Consider the following 17,872-nt stretch of genomic DNA (forward strand, 5'->3'; position numbering starts at 1 on the left):
ATGACACAAACAAAAAGGCATGTTCCCTTGGGAAACATGCCTTTCTTTTTACTTGAACAAAGTTGATAGGGTTATTTGACGTTTTCTAACACAACCCAGATGGCTTTGCCTACGGTGGCGAGCATTACAGCAAAAAATACTGCAATCACAGCGGTATAGGAAAGCCAACGGAGATAGCGCTGGCCTTTATCCATAGTATTATTTTGTGTTCCATTAGCCTATTTGAGTCAAACCGCCCATGTAAGGACGCAGAACTTCAGGGACTGTGATACTGCCATCAGCATTTTGATAGTTTTCTAAAATAGCCACTAAAGTACGACCTACAGCTAAACCTGAGCCGTTTAACGTATGCAATAGCGCAGGCTTATTGTCTGCTTTCACACGGTAACGCGCTTGCATACGACGGGCTTGGAAATCCTTCATGTTTGAGCAAGAAGAAATCTCACGATAGGTATTTTGTGCTGGTAACCAGACTTCGATATCGTAGGTTTTGCTTGAGCCAAAGCCCATATCGCCAGTACATAAAATCACTGTTCGATACGGTAAACCTAAGCGCTGCAATACAGTTTCAGCATGACCTGTCAGCGCTTCAAGTGCCGCCATTGAATCTTCAGGCTTAACAATTTGCACCATTTCAACTTTATCGAATTGGTGCTGACGGATCAGACCACGGGTATCTTTGCCGTATGAGCCCGCTTCGCTGCGGAAACATGCAGTATGCGCAGTTAACTTTATTGGCAGCTCGTCTTCATCAACAATGCTATCGCGAACTAAGTTAGTTAATGGCACTTCTGCGGTTGGGATAAGGCTCAAGCCTTGGCCTTCTTCAGTCGCAGGTTTAGTGTGGAATAAGTCTTCACCAAACTTAGGTAGCTGGCCTGTGCCGAGTAAGCTTGCCTCGTTTACCAGTAATGGCACATAGGCTTCGGTATAACCGTGCTCTGTGGTATGTAAGTCCAACATGAACTGACCAATGGCGCGGTTTAAGCGGGCGACTTGGCCTTTCATCACGATGAAACGTGAGCCAGTAATTTTAACTGCATTTTTAAAATCTAAGCCGTTTAAGCCTTCACCTAAATCGATATGATCTTTAATCGGGAAATCAAAAGTGCGTGGCGTACCCCAACGTCTCACTTCAACGTTCTCTGTTTCATCGGCACCCATTGGTACTGATTCATCAGGCAGGTTAGGCATAGACATGGCAATGGCATTGACTTCTTCAAGTACGGCGGCCAGTTCAATCTTTTTGGCATCCAACTGTGAACCTAAATCGCCCACTTGCGCCATAATCGCGTCAACATCTTCACCACGGGCTTTAGCTTGGCCAATGGATTTGGAGATGGCATTACGCGACGCTTGTAATTCTTCGGTAGCCACTTGCAGTGACTTACGCTTTTCTTCTAATTGAATGAGATGAGCTATGTCTAAAATAAAGCCACGGGTAGCCAGTCGCTCAGCGGTAACTTCTAATTCGTTGCGCAAAAATTTAGGATCTAACATGTGATATATTCTTAATAGTTAAATGCGAGAAAAAACCAGTTGTTGACCTAAGTACACCATGAATAAACATAGACTTAGATTCAACACCACATTCAAAATCGCCTTCAGCCAATCCCCTTCTTGCATCAGCAACAAGGTTTCATTAGAGAAAGTCGAAAACGTTGTCAAAGCACCTAATAGACCGATACCTATAAGCGCTTTGAGTTCAGGGCTGATATGACTCATTTGCCCCAGAGCGTAAATTACGCCCATAAAAAATGAACCTATAACATTAACCAACAGTGTACCAAAAGGAAAACTGCTGCCAAATACTTGGATCATGAATATTGAAATAAGATAGCGTAAAACTGCTCCAATTGACCCGCCGAAAGCCACTAATAAGATGTTAGTCATATCTTTTGTTCTCACTGGCTTGATCTAACTGGGCTAATTGCGCCAATTTATCTTTGATCCGCTTCTCAAACCCTCGCTCAGTCGGAAAATAAAACTGTGCTGTTTGCAGGGATTCGGGGAAATAATTTTCACCACTGGCATAGGCATTGGCTTCATCGTGGGCATATCGATACCCAGCTCCCATGCCGATGTCTTTCATTAACTGAGTCGGTGCATTGCGTAAATGGTGCGGCACTTCGACTTGCCCTGTTTCGCGAGCTAACGCACGCGCCGCCTTAAATGCGGTATACACAGCGTTGCTCTTCGGCGCACTGGCAAGATAAACAATGGCTTGTGCTATTGCTCTCTCACCTTCGGCGGGGCCAACACGGTGAAAACAATCCCAGGCATTCAGTGCGATTGTCATCGCCGCAGGATCGGCATTGCCCACATCTTCAGAGGCAATCGCCAGTAAGCGCCTTGCCACGTAAAGCGGATCGCCACCGCCTTCTAATATTCGACAAAACCAATACAACGCGGCATCGGGTGCTGATCCGCGAATGGATTTATGTACAGCCGAGATTAAATCGTAAAACTGATCACCGTTCTTATCAAAACCAGCAACTTGGTGCCCCGCCACTTGAATTAACATTTCAGTGGTAAAGGTGCCACCGTCGATGAGCATATCACTCATCAACTCAATAAGATTTAACGCTTTACGGGCATCACCATCACAAAGTTGTGCCAATGTGGTGAGCACATCGGTTGGCATTACAAATCGTCGTAGGCCTAAACCGCGCTCGTTATCGTTTAAGGCTTGAGTCACTATATGGGCGATTTCATCATGGCTTAAGCGCTTGATAAGATAGACCCTTGCCCGCGAGAGTAAGGCATTATTGATTTCAAAAGACGGATTTTCTGTGGTCGCGCCGATAAAGATCACTGTGCCATCTTCAATAAATGGCAGAAAGGCATCCTGCTGACTCTTATTAAATCGGTGGACTTCATCGACAAACAATAGAGTACGTTGGCCACGAGATTCTGCAACTGCTTTTGCTTGCTCAATCGCGGCGCGAATGTCCTTAACGCCAGAGGTGACCGCGGAAATGCGCTCAACGTGAGCATTTGAATAATGTGCGATTAATTCAGCTAAGGTTGTTTTACCTGTGCCCGGCGGTCCCCACAACATCATGGAATGGGCGCGCCCTGCTTCCAATGCTTTGCGTAGTGGTTGGCCCTCACCCAGTAAATGGGCTTGACCTATGTACTCGCTAATCGTTCTTGGCCGCATGCGCGCGGCCAAGGGACGAAAATCGGGCGCAAAATTAAACGATAAACTGCTCACGCGATAGCCTAATGCGCTGCTTTACGACGTTGATCATCAACATCGACGCTGTCTGGGATCACAAAGGTGAACAAGGCTTTGTCTTTATTTGTGATGGCTTGCTGATTGCTTAAATCAAACAGGCTTAAATTACCTTTATCATCGGCAACATTAAAGTTGACTAACTGGGCATTTTTGAAACAAACATTAACGGACAATATGCCCGAATCAATCGCCTTAGGTTTGATCTCATAGCAATCTTGTTTCTTGGACACTGAATACTGTGACCAAGTCGCATCGTCGCGGTGGACGAGCAATGCGATGGGAGATGCATTGATTGCTTCAGCAAAATCCATGATGACCACCTCTTCGGCGAAAGGATTGTAGATCCACAAATCTTTACCATCAGCGACAATCTGTGATTCATCGGGCTGGGTTAAATGCCAATAAAATTGATTCGGATACGCCAAGGCAAAAATGCCTGACCCCGTTTGAATAACCTTTTTATTAACGTCTGTTACGGTTTGTTTGAAATCGGCTTTTAGTGACGCGGTACCAATCAATTTTTCCCTGAGCTGCTGCGCATCATCGGCAAACACAGCCGCGCTAAATAGCAAAGGTGAAGCTAACAACACAGCGCATAATCGTTTTTTCATTTTATTCCTTACCCTGTAAACCCTTGGGTGTATCAAAGCTACGCCTTAGCGCGGCTTAATAATGTTTTGGTGCTGGCGGCGCTAAGACTTCACGGTTACCGTTGTGGCCTTGAGCAGAAACAATACCTTGTGCTTCCATCTGTTCAATAATGCGTGCTGCACGGTTATAACCAATCTTAAATTTACGCTGTACGCTTGAAATCGAGCCGCGACGAGTTTCAGTCACAAAGGCAACTGCTTCATCGTATAACGGATCGTATTCTTCGTCTGATTCAGCGGTTTCACCAGGCAATAATACTTGTTCACCATCACTGGCACCGTTGAGGATTTCTTCGATATATTGCGGTTTGCCACGGGCGCACCAGTCGGCAACGACACGGTGAACTTCATGATCATCAACGAACGCACCATGAACACGATTCGGTACCGCGGTACCCGGTGGCAAAAATAACATGTCACCCATACCAAGCAAGGTTTCAGCACCCTGTTGGTCTAAAATGGTGCGCGAATCGATACGAGATGACACTTGGAACGCCATACGTGTGGGAATGTTGGCCTTAATCAAACCTGTGATCACATCCACTGACGGTCTTTGGGTTGCCAGGATCAAATGTATCCCTGCCGCCCGGGCCTTTTGCGCGATACGGGCAATCAACTCTTCAACTTTTTTACCAACAATCATCATCATGTCAGCAAATTCATCGACCACGACAACAATCGATGGGAGCTTATCTAACGCAGGCGCTTCTGGCTCCATGCTGTCAGAAGACTTCCACATAGGATCTAAAATCACTTCGCCATTGGCCTTAGCCTCGGCAATTTTAGCGTTATAGCCCTTGATATTACGTACGCCCATCATAGACATCAGCTTATAGCGACGTTCCATCTCGCCGACACACCAACGCAGCGCATTGGCAGCTTCTTTCATGTCGGTAACGACCTCACATAGCAAATGCGGAATACCTTCATAGACAGACAATTCCAACATTTTGGGGTCGATCATGATAAAGCGTACATCTTCTGGGCCAGACTTATACAGTAAGCTGGTGATCATCACGTTTACACCCACAGACTTACCAGAGCCTGTAGTACCGGCTACCAATAAATGTGGCATTTTACCAAGATCAACAACAACGGGGTCACCAGCAATATCTTGGCCTAACACCATAGTTAAGTTGGATTTACTCTCAGTAAAGGCGGCACAATCTAACACATCGCGCATAAACACGGTTTCGCGGAATTTATTGGGCAATTCGAGTCCGACATAAGCCTTGCCCGGAATAACTTCAACCACACGCACACTTTCAGCCAGTAATGAACGAGCTAAATCCTTTGATAGATTAGAGATTTTTGACGCTTTAACGCCCGGCGCTAATTCTAATTCAAAGCGTGTGATCACAGGACCTGGATACACACCCACTACATTGGCGATGATGTTGAAATCGGCCAATTTAAGCTCAACAAGGCGAGCGACTTGATCCAATTCCTCTGGGCTGATCGGATTCTTCTTACGATCAGGTATGTCGAGCAAGTTAATGCTCGGCAGAGGATCCATCGGTTTTTTCGGCGCGGGTTTGTCTTCTTGTCCTGGCAACACCACAATGCCATCGACAATTTTAGCTTTTTGATCTTGCTTATTACGCTGCGCTTGATTCACTGCACCTGTTGACACTTTGGTATCAAAATCAATGACGTCATCATCGCTAAAACCTAGATTTTCATCGTCTTCATCTTCTGTAAATGCTTGACTGCTAAACACTGGCTCATTGTCATCATGATCGAATGAATGCGAATTAAAATCGGCACTATCTTGCTCATCGGCATTTGAATGCTGAGGTTCAGCTAACCAAGGTGGCGCTTCAAAATTGCCATGGGCGGCCAAATCATCATTATCGATTTGTGGCTCAACCCGTTGTACGCTCTTACTTTTGCTGCCATTCAAGCTCAGAATTTTTGCAAGCGCCGATAGTTTGTTTTTGGGCGACGAATTATTCTCAGTTTCAGTAATAATACCTTCTGGTTCAATGACCGTATCATCAGTGGCAGCATATAGCGTTGGGGTTATCTCAGCTCTACGACCAATATGACGCTCACGCACCTTAGGCTTTTCAACTATGGGGGGCTTTTCTAGCACGTACTGGGATTCACGGCGCTGTTTAAATTTATCCACCACGGACATAAAACCACGGGTATCCTCGGTTTCATGCTCACGCTTCATCGCTTGCGGCAATAATTTTAACTTTTTATAAATCCAAATAGAGACTAAGCCGATTTTCTCGACCACAGTCAACCAGCTAATCCCAGTCAACAGCGTAAAGCCTGAGCCCAAGAAACACAGCAGTAATAAGGTAGTGCCGAGTTTATTAAAATACGGCAACATGGCTTGGCCTATGACATCACCCGCCACTCCGCCTGCCGAAAACTCGTAGATGTTGTTGGCATTCATACTCGCCAAAGCAGAAAATCCTAGAATGATCAGTAAAAATCCAATCAATCTCAGGGCCACTGAAAAGTAATCAATTTCAAGTAAATGATGGGCACGTTTGAACAATAACCAACCTGTCGATGCGACAATGATTGGCATGATATAAGCCGTAACGCCGAAGAAATATAACAGAATATCGGCAATCCAAGCCCCTACTGCTCCGGTCCAGTTTTTAATATCGCCTTGAAAATGCGACTGACTCCAACCAGGATCAGACGGACTAAAACTCGTCAATGCGAGCAAAATATAAGTGGCGAGAACACAACAAATGATGAGTCCGCCTTCCAGCAGACGTTGCAGGCCAGTGAGCGTGCGTACACTATTTCCTTGAGACAAACGACGTAATCCATAAAAGTGAAAACAGGTGGGCTAACGATACCAGAATCCCATTAAATGTGGAGCACATTAGCCTGTTTTTCTATACAGAATTGGTCATGATTGGCAAAATTTAGTCTATTGAGGTGTTTTAGTGTGCTTTTGGGGAGGAATGAGTTATTACACAAACACTTCCGTTAACAAATTTGTTTAAAAATGCCACAAAAAGAAGCCCCTAAGTTAGCAAACTTAAGGGCAATACAAGGCTAATAGCAATAAGCGTTAAATGAGATGGATATATCGACGTTACTGATAAATAAGGGGCCTAAGCCCCTTATTGTAAAACCAAACAATCAGGGTAATTTAGATATCTGAGAGTAGATGATTTATCGCTACACGACTGGTGTGCTTAACTTCTTCCATCACAACATAAGTACGCGTGTCGGAAACAGAAGGTAATTTCAATAAAGTTTCACCTAACAAGCGACGATAAGCCGACATATCTGAAACACGAGTTTTCAGTAAGTAGTCAAAATCGCCTGAAACCAGATGACATTCTTGAATATCATCGAGTAGTTGCACTGCGCGGTTAAACTTATCAAACACTTCGGGAGTATCACGGCTTAATGTGATTTCCACGAATACCAGTAGGGATGCACCCAAGAAATGAGGATTCACCAATGCGGTATAGCCATTGATGTAACCTTGCTTTTCGAGACGTTTTACTCTTTCTAAACACGGAGTTGGACTTAGTCCGACTCTTTTTGACAATTCCACATTTGAAATGCGGCCATCAAGTTGTAGTTCATTAAGAATGTTGCGATCGATGCGATCCAAGTCTTTTACAGGACTCTTTTTATTATATGCCATTTATTTAACCTTGCTTTATCACTAAAACAACATTTTATTCTACGTATGCCGAAAGTTCAGCAGCATAAACTGCGTCGCCGATACTATACTAGATATCCCTGAATTAATCACGTTCAGGTCACGATAAAATAACAATTATGCCCATTAAAAGTGGGATTTCAGGCAATTGAGGCTCAAAGATGATTATTGGTGTTCCCAAGGAAATTAAAAACCACGAATATCGTGTCGGTATGGTTCCTTCTAGTGTTCGCGAGTTGGCGATCAAAGGTCACGACGTTTTTGTTGAAACAAATGCAGGCATAGGTATTGGTTTTTCAGATCAAGATTATATTGATGCTGGCGCCACAATTTTAGCGACTGCTGCTGAAGTTTTTGCTAAAGCGCAGATGATTGTAAAAGTAAAAGAGCCTCAAGCAGTTGAACGCGCTATGTTGCGTCACGATCAGATTTTATTTACTTATCTGCATCTTGCTCCAGATTTACCGCAAACTGAAGATTTAATCAAAAGTGGTGCCGTATGTATCGCTTACGAAACTGTGACAGACGATCGTGGTGGCCTGCCTTTGCTTGCTCCTATGTCTGAAGTCGCTGGTCGTATGTCAATCCAAGCTGGCGCTATGGCATTAGAGAAATCTTCTGGTGGCCGCGGTATGTTGCTGGGCGGCGTACCGGGGGTTGAGCCTGCTAAAGTCGTCATTATTGGCGGCGGTATGGTTGGTACTAATGCAGCACAAGTAGCAGTTGGCATGGGTGCTGATGTTGTTGTGCTTGATCGCAGTATTGATGCTCTACGTCGTTTAAATGTGCAATTCGGTTCTGCTGTAAAAGCCATTTACTCAACTGCGGATGCAATTGAACGTCATGTTATTGAGGCCGATCTTGTGATCGGTGGTGTACTAATTCCTGGTGCTGCGGCGCCAAAATTAGTTACTCGTAGCATGATTTCACGTATGAAGCCTGGCAGCGCTATCGTTGACGTGGCGATCGATCAAGGCGGTTGTGTTGAAACTTCACATGCCACTACTCACCAAGATCCGACCTATATCGTTGATGATGTTGTGCATTACTGTGTTGCAAATATGCCTGGTGCGGTCGCTCGCACTTCAACATTTGCGCTTAACAATGCAACCTTACCGTACATTCTCAAGTTAGCAAATTTAGGCTATAAAGAAGCGCTGTTGCAAGACAAGCATTTTCTTAATGGCTTAAACGTCATGCACGGTAAAGTGGTGTGTAAGGAAGTGGCTCACGCCCTAAACTTAGCGTTCACATCTCCTGCGACACTATTAGTATAAGCTTTTAATTAACTTAACTTTTTATGTGGATTTAAGCTGACTTTACTTAGTATATAATTCAAATCGGTCTCGATACTATTGAGGCCGATTTTTTTATTGGGTAGAAATAGGCTTCACTACGATCGCACCACCATATTTATACAAGCTCATCCCGTGCTTCACACTTAAGCTATTTATTTTTTCACAGTAAAGTAAAACTGACACTCTCCATACCAAAACGGATGGACTCGATTAGTGCAATCTAAAAGAATCGCCCTCCAACACTTTACCCCCACAGGTAAATTCCCTACAATCCTTGCAATTTGCTAAAGGCACGGAGATAAAAATGAGCCAAGTCAGACATTGTAACTTATTGATTTTGGGTTCAGGCCCAGCAGGATATACCGCAGCCGTTTATGCTGCGCGTGCGAATTTAAAACCTGTGATGATCACAGGTATGCAGCAAGGCGGTCAATTAACCACGACGACTGAAGTTGAAAACTGGCCTGGTGACGCGGACGACTTAACGGGTCCAGCCTTGATGGAACGTATGCAGAAGCATGCTGAAAAGTTCGATACTGAAATCTTGTTCGATCATATCAACGAAGTGACCCTTACCGAGCGCCCTTTCCGTTTGAAAGGCGATAACGGCGAGTACACCTGTGATGCGCTGATCATCGCAACTGGCGCTTCTGCCCGTTACTTAGGGTTAGAGTCAGAAGAAGCTTTCAAAGGTCGCGGTGTATCAGCCTGTGCAACCTGTGATGGCTTCTTCTATCGCAATCAAAAAGTCGCAGTGATCGGTGGCGGCAATACCGCCGTTGAAGAAGCATTGTATTTAAGCAATATTGCTGCTGAAGTTCACCTCATCCATCGCCGTGACACCTTCCGCTCAGAAAAAATCTTGATCGACCGTCTGATGGACAAAGTCGCCAATGGCAACATCATCCTTCACTTAGATCAAACCATGGATGAAGTGGTTGGTGATGCCATGGGTGTGACAGGTCTGAAGATGAAGAGCACTAAAGATGGCTCGATCACTGACTTAGCCGTTGCTGGTGTGTTCGTCGCTATTGGTCACAGCCCTAATACCGGTATTTTTGAAGGCCAGTTGGAAATGAACCACGGTTATTTAAAAGTTCAGAGTGGCTTGCAAGGTAACGCCACGCAAACCAGTATCGAAGGTGTTTATGCCTGTGGTGATGTGATGGACCAACATTATCGTCAAGCCATTACTTCTGCTGGCACCGGCTGTATGGCTGCACTCGATGCAGAGCGTTATTTAGACGCTAAGAAGTAACTAGACTCGATTTTTCAACGAATAGCAGGTTTAGCCTGCTATTTTTTTAGGTCAAAATCGTTAAGCAATAGCAAAATTTTTGCGGGCTTACCAGTAAGTACTGTTCACGCGCGCACGTGTCTTTCCTTCACGATTCTTAATCTTGTACCAGTTAGATGGGCGCTTATAAGTGTTTAGGTAAATAACATCATTAGGTTAAGTCAAAAATGGCGCACAAAAAAAGGGACCAAATGGTCCCTTCTCTACAGCAACAAACTAATTTCTTAGTTTAACGCTTCTTTTGCTTTTTCAACTAAAGTTGCAAATACAACTTTGTCGAATACAGCGATGTCAGCCAAAATCTTACGATCGATTTCGATAGACGCCTTTTTCAGACCGTTGATGAAACGGCTGTAAGACAGACCATTTTGACGAGCAGCAGCATTAATACGTGCAATCCAAAGTTGACGGAATTGACGTTTTTTCTGACGACGGTCACGGTAAGCATATTGACCAGCTTTAGTTACTGCTTGAACAGCAACACGGTAAGTACGGCTACGAGCGCCATAATAACCTTTAGCTAGTTTTAAAACTTTCTTGTGACGAGCACGAGCGGTTACACCACGCTTAACTCTTGGCATTTTCTAATCTCCTAAATTAAGCGTAAGGTAATTGACGCGCGATTGCTGGAACGTCAGCTTTTGATACTAAACATTTGGCACGTAAGTGACGTTTACGTTTAGTGCTTTTTTTCGTCAAAATGTGACGTAAGTGTGCTTGCTTGCGCTTGAAACCATTAGCGGTTTTCTTAAAACGCTTCGCTACACCCTTGTCTGTTTTCATTTTAGGCATTTCTAAAACTCCGCATTGGGATGTTTAATAAAAAGCAAGGCGAGCAAAGGCCATAGACCTTTGCTACTTTAAGTTTTGCCCTACTTATTTCTTTTTAGGCGCTAGCACCATAATTGCTTGTCGGCCTTCCATTTTCGGGAAAGATTCAACAACCGCATACTCGTCCAAATCAGCCTTGATACGGTTCAATAGATCCATACCCAGGTTTTGGTGTGCCATTTCGCGACCTCGGAAACGAAGCGTAATCTTCGCTTTGTCCCCGTCTTCCAGAAAACGTATCAGGTTGCGTAGTTTTACCTGATAGTCGTTTTCGTCAGTTCCAGGACGGAATTTAATTTCCTTGACCTGAACCTGCTTTTGCTTCTTCTTTTGTTCCTTGGCTGACTTAGCCTTATCAAAAAGGAACTTACCGTAGTCCATAATGCGACATACTGGAGGTTCAGCATTTGGGCTGATTTCTACTAGGTCTACACCTGCTTCATCTGCCAAATTCTGAGCATCTCTGATGCTTACCACACCAATAGCTTCACCATCAATGCCTGTTAAGCGTACTTCTGGTACACCTGTGATTTCTTCATTGATTCTATTAGGGGCCGGCTGACGCCCTGCTGTTTTTTTGATCTTTATGACCTATTCCTCCAACAATTTGAGACTACGGAGCGAAATCTGTTGATGGATTTTAGTGGCGAAATCTTCAAGTCGCATCTTACCTAAATCGATACCATCACGGGTACGCACCGCTACTTCCTTATTTTCCATTTCTTGATCGCCAACGACCAACAAATAAGGGACACGCCTTAAGGTGTGCTCGCGTATTTTAAAGCCTATTTTCTCATTCCTCAAGTCAAAAGACGCTCGAATACCTTGTTCTTTGAAGAATTTTACGACTTCTTCAACATAATCAGCCTGTTTATCAGTGATATTCATCACGACAACTTGCATTGGGGCTAACCAAGTTGGGAAACGTCCTGCATATTCTTCTATCAAGATACCCAAAAATCGTTCCAAAGAGCCTAAAATAGCACGATGGATCATCACTGGGGTCTGACGGCTGTTATCTTCGGCAACGTAAGTTGCACCAAGACGGCTTGGCAACGCATAATCGAGCTGCACAGTACCACATTGCCACGCTCGGTCCAAACAATCGTGTAAAGTAAATTCGATTTTTGGTCCGTAGAAGGCGCCTTCGCCTGGCAAAATAGTGAATTCAATATTATTGGCACGCAGAGCTTGCTTAAGTGCTTCTTCCGCTCTGTCCCACATCGCATCGTCACCGATACGTTTCTCTGGGCGAGTCGACAGTTTTACTACGATATTTTCAAAGCCGAAGGTAGCGTAAGTATCGTAAACCATCTGGATACAGGCACTCACTTCCTCTTGAACTTGGCTGTCAGTACAGAAAATATGGGCGTCATCTTGCGTAAAGCCACGTACACGCATTAATCCGTGTAACGAGCCTGAAGGTTCATTACGGTGACAGCAACCAAATTCAGCCATACGCAATGGCAGATCACGGTAAGATTTCAACCCTTGGTTGAAGATCTGCACGTGGCCTGGGCAGTTCATTGGTTTGATGGCGTATTCGCGGTTTTCGCTGCTGGTCGTGAACATGGCTTCTGAGTATTTATCCCAGTGACCAGAACGTTCCCACAACACGCGGTCCATCATTAATGGGCCTTTCACTTCTTGGTAAGTGTATTGGTTTAGCTTACGGCGAATGAATCTTTCTAATTCGAGGAAGATGCTCCAACCGTCGTTATGCCAAAACACCATACCCGGTGCTTCTTCTTGCATGTGATACAAGTCGAGCTGCTTACCGATTTTACGGTGGTCACGCTTAGCCGCTTCTTCAAGACGGGTTAAGTGTGTGCTCAAGGCTTTTTTGTCGGCCCAAGCGGTACCATAGATACGTTGCAACATCTTGTTTTCTGAGTTGCCACGCCAATAAGCGCCGGCAATGCTCATTAATTTAAAATGCTGGCAGAAACGCATGTTAGGTACGTGCGGTCCACGACACATGTCAGTGTATTCTTCGTGATGATACAGCGCAGGCGTCGCGTCTTTGCTGATGTTCTCATCCAGAATGGCAATCTTATAATCTTCACCGCGCGCAGCGAATGTATCACGGGCTTCTTGCCAACTAACGACACGTTTTACTACGTCATAGTTGGTTTTTGCCAGTTGAAGCATACGCTTTTCTAATGCGTCGATGTCATCTTGAGTCAACTTGTGCTCAAGGTCGATATCATAGTAGAAGCCATTATCGATAACAGGACCAATCGCCATCTTGGTTTCTGGCCACATTTGCTTAATCGCGTGACCTAATAAATGCGCGCAAGAATGGCGAAGAATTTCAACACCTTCTTCGTCTTTGGCGGTAATGATTGATAGCTCAGCATCGGTTTCAATGAGATCGCAAGCATCTTTTAATTCGCCATTAACGCGGCCAGCGATACAAGCTTTCGCTAAACCAGGGCCAATATCGGCGGCAACATCGAGGGTCGATACAGCATGAGCAAACTCGCGTTTGCTACCATCGGGAAGTGTAATTACAGGCATGAAATGTCCTTTCCAGTGGTGACCCACACGTAGGGCCACTTGGTTTTAGTTAATGTAAGAGAAATGCTCGCTAGGTTAAGACAGTACAGGAGTCTTAGCCGCCTTGCGTAGCAGGGCGTTTATTCTAAGGGATTGTAGCTAAAAGGCGCAAGCATATTGACCAGAATTGGGATTGGAAACAAAAAGCAAATTCATGATTTTGCAGTGTCTTGGTAACTTCTTGGTCATCTAACTCCCCTATTCTAGCGCCAGTTTATTGGGCATCACTGAAAACATGACAAGGGAGTTGATATGTTGAACTGCATTCTACTGGCCGTAACACTCACGCACACTGCAACCGCTTTACCTGAGCCGCAGGTGAAAATCACAAGCAAATCTTTGATTGATACTCAAGTGTTACTCATTGATATTAAAAGTGAACTTGAGCAACAGATGCAGCGTTTAACGCTGGATATTACCCAAGATGCCCGCGATGGCGTGTTACACAGCAGTGAAATGGAGGGGTTAGTGACGGTAAAGGACTAGTTTTTAGAAGAGATAATGATCCAACAAGAAAATATTTAACCAGAAGGTCTATCATGCTGCGTTTTGAGACCGACTTCATCTAAGTCAGTGCACTGCACTCTGCTGTATACTCAAATAGGAAGCACATAAAGCGCACTCAGGTTTCGAATATCGACAAAGCGCAGACAATATAAGCGTACGAAGTATGAGATGCGTTGATTGAGCAGAGCGATTCGCTCTATTGGCGATAAGGAGTTGCACCATGAGAGTCATGAACAAAGTTATTGCTTGTCCCCACTGCGGGCACCATCAAGATATCAGTATCGATGCCAGCTGTGGAGACCAAGATTATTACGATGACTGCCGAATTTGTTGTAATCCGATTCACTTACGCTTACACATCGATGAATCGAGACGAACGGTTGAGCTGTATATCGATTCAGACGACGAGCAAATCTATTAAACGAGATTGCACTACACGCTGCGATGTCACAAAACTAACGTGCTTGTTCGTTAAAACGCCTGGCCAGCACGCGCTCGACTGTGTCGACGATAATTTGTGTTTGGCTGTCGATCTCAATATTGAGTTCATCACCCACTTTATACTGACTTAAATTGGTCAGTTTTAAAGTTTCAGGAATTAAGTGCAACTTAAAGCCGGAGTCACTCACCTCGCCTACCGTTAAGCTGCAGCCGTTAACGCCAACAAAACCTTTATAAAAAATGTAATCCATCCATTTAGGCTCAATGCCCAGTGTCAGATCATAATGCTGTTCTGTATGGCTAATATCAACGATTTTAGCCTTGGTATGAATATGGCCAGAGAGAATGTGGCCACCAATCTCACTACCAAAAGTTAACGAGCGCTCAACATTAACGCTTTGACCTATAGACAAATTAGCCAGATTCGTCAGTCGCAAGGTCTCTTCCACTACGTCGAAAAATACCCTATCATCGACTACCTGAGTCACAGTAAGACATACCCCGTTATTTGCCACACTTGCACCAATCGCAAGTCCCTCATGCAAATCAGGTTCGAACGCTACCTCAAGGGTATTTAGGCCATCTTTCTTATGTATTGCAACCACCTCGCAGGTGGCTTGAACTATACCTGTAAACATTTTCTGCTCGCTTAATCGTTAAAGGCTGTATTTATGAATAATTCAGGCTATCAAGCCAAACGTTTAATCCAATTGGCGCTGCCAGTACTGATAGCTCAGGTCACTCAGACCATGATGGGCTTTATTGATACCGTTATGGCGGGCCGTGTTAGCGCGGTTGATATGGCCGCTGTTGCGGTCGGCACTAGCCTTTGGTTACCCGCTATTCTGTTCGTCCAAGGTTTACTGATGGCTTTTACGCCTTTATTTGCCCACTACAATGGAGCGAATAATCAAAAAGCCATCCAACCTTTGGCCTTTCAAGGTGCCTATCTTGCCATCATTGGCGGCATTGGCGTGATGGTTTTCCTCGCATCTGCGCCCTTTGTGCTTAGCCATATGGATTTAGAACCCGAATTATACCGCTTAACCATAGGATATCTCGACGGTATTTTATGGGGCGCACCCGCATTTGTGCTTTATCAAGTGCTACGTGGCTGCAGTGAAGGTATATCCTATACCTTACCGACCATGGTCATTGGTTTTGTCGGTCTAGCCGTAAATATCCCCGCTAACTATATTTTTATTTATGGACACTTTGGCGTACCGGCCATGGGCGGCGCAGGCTGTGGTATCGCCACTGCTCTCGTATTCTGGGCCATGCTAGTTGCCATGACCATTTACATGCAGTTACATAAAAAATTCGCGGCTTTAGCTCCCTTCAGTAAATTTCATCGTCCAGACTTTGAAACTATGAAGAAAATGACCAAACTCGGCATGCCGATAGCAATGGCGCTGTTTTTTGAAGTGAGTTTATTTGCCATCATAGCGCTATTACTCGCGCCACTTGGCGCAACAGTGGTCGCAAGTCACCAGATTGCGCTCAACTTTTCTGCCATCGTATTTATGCTGCCGTTATCTATCGGTATCGCGGTATCGATTCGGATTGGTTATTACTTAGGCCGTGATCGCGCTGATATTTCCGCGGTGGTCACTAAAGTGGGCTTATGGCTGGCACTATCCCTTGCTCTAACGACAGCGGTTTTGACCGTCTTATTTAGATTCCAAATTGCGAAACTTTATAATGGTGATCCTGAAGTGGTTGCCTTAGCCGGCAGCTTGATGTTGATGGCAGCCCTGTATCAATTATCTGATTCAGTTCAAGTGGTCGCAGCGGGTGCTCTTCGCGGTTATAAAGATACACGCAGCGCCTTTTATATCACGCTGTTTTCCTACTGGGGGATTGGTATGTCACTCGGTTATACCTTAGCTTATACGGACCATATCGTTCCCGCGATGGGCGCCCATGGATTCTGGGCAGGATTGATTGCGGGCTTGACCTCAGCAGCGCTGTTATTTTTCATTCGTCTGCGTTACATCCAAAAGCATGGCGTGCATTTGAGCCTTATTGAAGGTGACAGTGTTCACCATTGATTGCATTAATGGCGAGCGACAGTGCTCGCCTTTTGGTTTATCAGTTTGATTTCGATGCATTCTCTGAAGTAAAGCGAATAAGAAATTGCGGTTTTATCAGCGGCGTTGTTGAAACACTGGGCAAGTTGCACAGCAATTCACCATTTGACGACAAATTTGTTTTTTTTGCTTGCCAGCCCTGCGCTATGCCCCTAATATAGCGCTCGTTCCAAGGCGCAACGCTTTTGAATAGCTTGTTAAATTTTGCGATGCACCCGTAGCTCAGTTGGTTAGAGCACTACCTTGACATGGTAGGGGTCGGTGGTTCGAGTCCACTCGGGTGTACCACTCTCTTCAAAGAGTCTAAATTTGAAATTCAAACAGTGCACCCGTAGCTCAGTTGGTTAGAGCACTACCTTGACATGGTAGGGGTCGGTGGTTCGAGTCCACTCGGGTGTACCATTTCTTATTATGTATTTCATTAATCCCCCTCTGCTTATCAAGCTAAATACAATTAATCTGCCTTTTAAAGCAGGTGTTTATGGTTTTCACTGCCTTTATCTTTTGATTTAAAATTCATTCCCAAATATCTCAAAGTTCAAAATCCAAAGTAATATCCTGTGCTAAATCAAATATTCGCAGTGGTATTTCTGCGCCCTCTCCAATCCTTTTAAACGAGCGACCTAAAAATTTCTGACTAAGTACGGCATCGAACAGACACTCGAAGGTTAAGATCACAGAATAATGCATTCAAAGTCTGTTCGTTGAAAATAGCGTTCAGACAATCATCTGCAATTATCATCACCGCTCAATAGTGAGCGATCCTATCTGCATTTAGCGAGGAAATCCCAATGTCGAATGAAGGTTATCATGAACCCATTACTGAACTCACAGATAAAACCAAGGACATGCACCGTGCACTTACATCACTGATGGAAGAGCTTGAAGCAATAGACTGGTATAACCAAAGAGTTGATGCGTGCAAAAATAATGAGTTGAGAGAGATACTCATACATAATCGAGATGAAGAAAAAGAACATGCTGCAATGCTACAAGAATGGATAAGGAGACAAGATCCGAGCTTTGATAAACAGCTAAAACATTACCTTTTTACAGATACGCCTGTTGCTCACACAGCTATTGTTCACAAATAAGTATTCAATCTGGCTGTTTGAGTAAGCCATTTTCGTGAGCAAACGCCTTTAGTCACTAAGCTGCCGTTCTTATAATACAAACCTCTGTATGTGTTATTGCACCATTTAGCTCATCTCATACAACCTTGCTGAATACTAGCGTGCAAACTGTAATGCTTCGGACTTAGTGACTTTCATTTTTAGCGTGAAGGACTTCACCTAATGCTACCTTAACG

General features: G+C 44.5%; 18 protein-coding genes and 2 tRNA genes. 8 read left to right on the plus strand and 12 right to left on the minus strand.

Annotated features, from left to right (window positions below; translation table 11 throughout):
• Positions 1-71 precede the first annotated feature (71 nt).
• The 7 genes from L5M49_RS02585 to lrp form a co-directional block, all read right to left on the minus strand.
• On the minus strand, positions 72-194 hold the full coding sequence (locus L5M49_RS02585) for a hypothetical protein (RefSeq protein ID WP_028759944.1): 123 nt from the start codon (positions 192-194) through the stop codon (positions 72-74).
• Positions 195-213: 19 nt separating this feature from the next.
• On the minus strand, positions 214-1,500 hold the full coding sequence (serS, locus tag L5M49_RS02590; protein WP_028759943.1) for a serine--tRNA ligase: 1,287 nt from the start codon (positions 1,498-1,500) through the stop codon (positions 214-216).
• An 18-nt stretch (positions 1,501-1,518) separates the two neighbouring features.
• Positions 1,519-1,893 carry a fluoride efflux transporter CrcB gene (gene crcB / locus L5M49_RS02595; protein WP_028759942.1) on the minus strand — a complete coding sequence of 125 codons (375 nt, stop codon included), beginning with the start codon at positions 1,891-1,893 and terminating at the stop codon, positions 1,519-1,521.
• On the minus strand, positions 1,886-3,217 hold the full coding sequence (locus L5M49_RS02600; protein WP_263265398.1) for a replication-associated recombination protein A: 1,332 nt from the start codon (positions 3,215-3,217) through the stop codon (positions 1,886-1,888). Before L5M49_RS02600 ends, crcB begins: the two co-directional genes overlap by 8 nt.
• An 8-nt stretch (positions 3,218-3,225) precedes the next feature.
• A complete protein-coding gene (gene lolA, locus L5M49_RS02605; RefSeq protein WP_028759940.1) occupies positions 3,226-3,852 on the minus strand; it encodes an outer membrane lipoprotein chaperone LolA in 627 nt (208 codons plus the stop codon).
• Between the two features lie 55 nt (positions 3,853-3,907).
• Positions 3,908-6,673, minus strand: a complete 2,766-nt coding sequence (locus tag L5M49_RS02610; protein ID WP_263177169.1) for a DNA translocase FtsK — start codon at positions 6,671-6,673, stop codon at positions 3,908-3,910.
• Between the two features lie 342 nt (positions 6,674-7,015).
• Positions 7,016-7,522 (minus strand): leucine-responsive transcriptional regulator Lrp, encoded by a 507-nt coding sequence (lrp, locus tag L5M49_RS02615; RefSeq protein WP_006081649.1) that lies wholly within the window; start codon positions 7,520-7,522, stop codon positions 7,016-7,018.
• 179 nt (positions 7,523-7,701) lie between these two features.
• On the opposite strand from lrp, the gene ald reads away from it, so the two are divergent.
• Positions 7,702-8,817, plus strand: coding sequence for an alanine dehydrogenase (gene ald, locus L5M49_RS02620; protein WP_028759938.1), 1,116 nt, complete (start codon positions 7,702-7,704; stop codon positions 8,815-8,817).
• Between the two features lie 325 nt (positions 8,818-9,142).
• Entirely contained in the window at positions 9,143-10,096 is a 954-nt protein-coding gene (gene trxB, locus L5M49_RS02625) for a thioredoxin-disulfide reductase (RefSeq protein ID WP_007647644.1), read from the plus strand.
• A gap of 263 nt (positions 10,097-10,359) precedes the next feature.
• Here the strand turns inward: trxB and rplT are convergent, their stop codons facing one another.
• The 4 genes from rplT to thrS form a co-directional block, all read right to left on the minus strand.
• Complete coding sequence (gene rplT, locus L5M49_RS02630) at positions 10,360-10,716, minus strand: 50S ribosomal protein L20 (protein ID WP_006081652.1); 357 nt, start codon at positions 10,714-10,716, stop codon at positions 10,360-10,362.
• A gap of 16 nt (positions 10,717-10,732) precedes the next feature.
• Positions 10,733-10,927, minus strand: a complete 195-nt coding sequence (gene rpmI / locus L5M49_RS02635; protein ID WP_006081653.1) for a 50S ribosomal protein L35 — start codon at positions 10,925-10,927, stop codon at positions 10,733-10,735.
• Positions 10,928-11,011: 84 nt separating this feature from the next.
• Complete coding sequence (infC, locus tag L5M49_RS02640; RefSeq protein WP_012089240.1) at positions 11,012-11,554, minus strand: translation initiation factor IF-3; 543 nt, start codon at positions 11,552-11,554, stop codon at positions 11,012-11,014.
• A gap of 3 nt (positions 11,555-11,557) precedes the next feature.
• On the minus strand, positions 11,558-13,486 hold the full coding sequence (gene thrS / locus L5M49_RS02645; protein ID WP_028759936.1) for a threonine--tRNA ligase: 1,929 nt from the start codon (positions 13,484-13,486) through the stop codon (positions 11,558-11,560).
• A gap of 291 nt (positions 13,487-13,777) precedes the next feature.
• On the opposite strand from thrS, the gene L5M49_RS02650 reads away from it, so the two are divergent.
• Together L5M49_RS02650 and L5M49_RS02655 are read left to right on the plus strand one after the other, a co-directional pair.
• The gene (locus L5M49_RS02650; RefSeq protein ID WP_263166163.1) at positions 13,778-14,011 is read left to right on the plus strand and encodes a hypothetical protein; all 234 of its coding nucleotides are present in this window, start codon (positions 13,778-13,780) and stop codon (positions 14,009-14,011) included.
• Between the two features lie 241 nt (positions 14,012-14,252).
• Positions 14,253-14,453, plus strand: a complete 201-nt coding sequence (locus L5M49_RS02655; protein WP_028759934.1) for a CPXCG motif-containing cysteine-rich protein — start codon at positions 14,253-14,255, stop codon at positions 14,451-14,453.
• A 34-nt stretch (positions 14,454-14,487) separates the two neighbouring features.
• Here the strand turns inward: L5M49_RS02655 and L5M49_RS02660 are convergent, their stop codons facing one another.
• Positions 14,488-15,111 carry a riboflavin synthase subunit alpha gene (locus L5M49_RS02660; protein ID WP_263166162.1) on the minus strand — a complete coding sequence of 208 codons (624 nt, stop codon included), beginning with the start codon at positions 15,109-15,111 and terminating at the stop codon, positions 14,488-14,490.
• A 33-nt stretch (positions 15,112-15,144) separates the two neighbouring features.
• On the opposite strand from L5M49_RS02660, the gene L5M49_RS02665 reads away from it, so the two are divergent.
• The 4 genes from L5M49_RS02665 to L5M49_RS02680 all read left to right on the plus strand — a co-directional run bounded on the left by L5M49_RS02665 (position 15,145) and on the right by L5M49_RS02680 (position 17,657).
• Positions 15,145-16,524, plus strand: a complete 1,380-nt coding sequence (locus tag L5M49_RS02665; RefSeq protein WP_263166161.1) for an MATE family efflux transporter — start codon at positions 15,145-15,147, stop codon at positions 16,522-16,524.
• A 250-nt stretch (positions 16,525-16,774) separates the two neighbouring features.
• Positions 16,775-16,851, plus strand: a tRNA-Val gene (locus L5M49_RS02670).
• Positions 16,852-16,888: 37 nt separating this feature from the next.
• Positions 16,889-16,965 (plus strand) — tRNA-Val (locus tag L5M49_RS02675).
• Positions 16,966-17,354: 389 nt separating this feature from the next.
• Positions 17,355-17,657 carry an encapsulin-associated ferritin-like protein gene (locus L5M49_RS02680; protein WP_219234161.1) on the plus strand — a complete coding sequence of 101 codons (303 nt, stop codon included), beginning with the start codon at positions 17,355-17,357 and terminating at the stop codon, positions 17,655-17,657.
• Positions 17,658-17,872 lie beyond the last annotated feature (215 nt).

Source organism: Shewanella sp. SM74 (assembly GCF_025653725.1).
Taxonomy (GTDB): domain Bacteria; phylum Pseudomonadota; class Gammaproteobacteria; order Enterobacterales; family Shewanellaceae; genus Shewanella; species Shewanella oncorhynchi.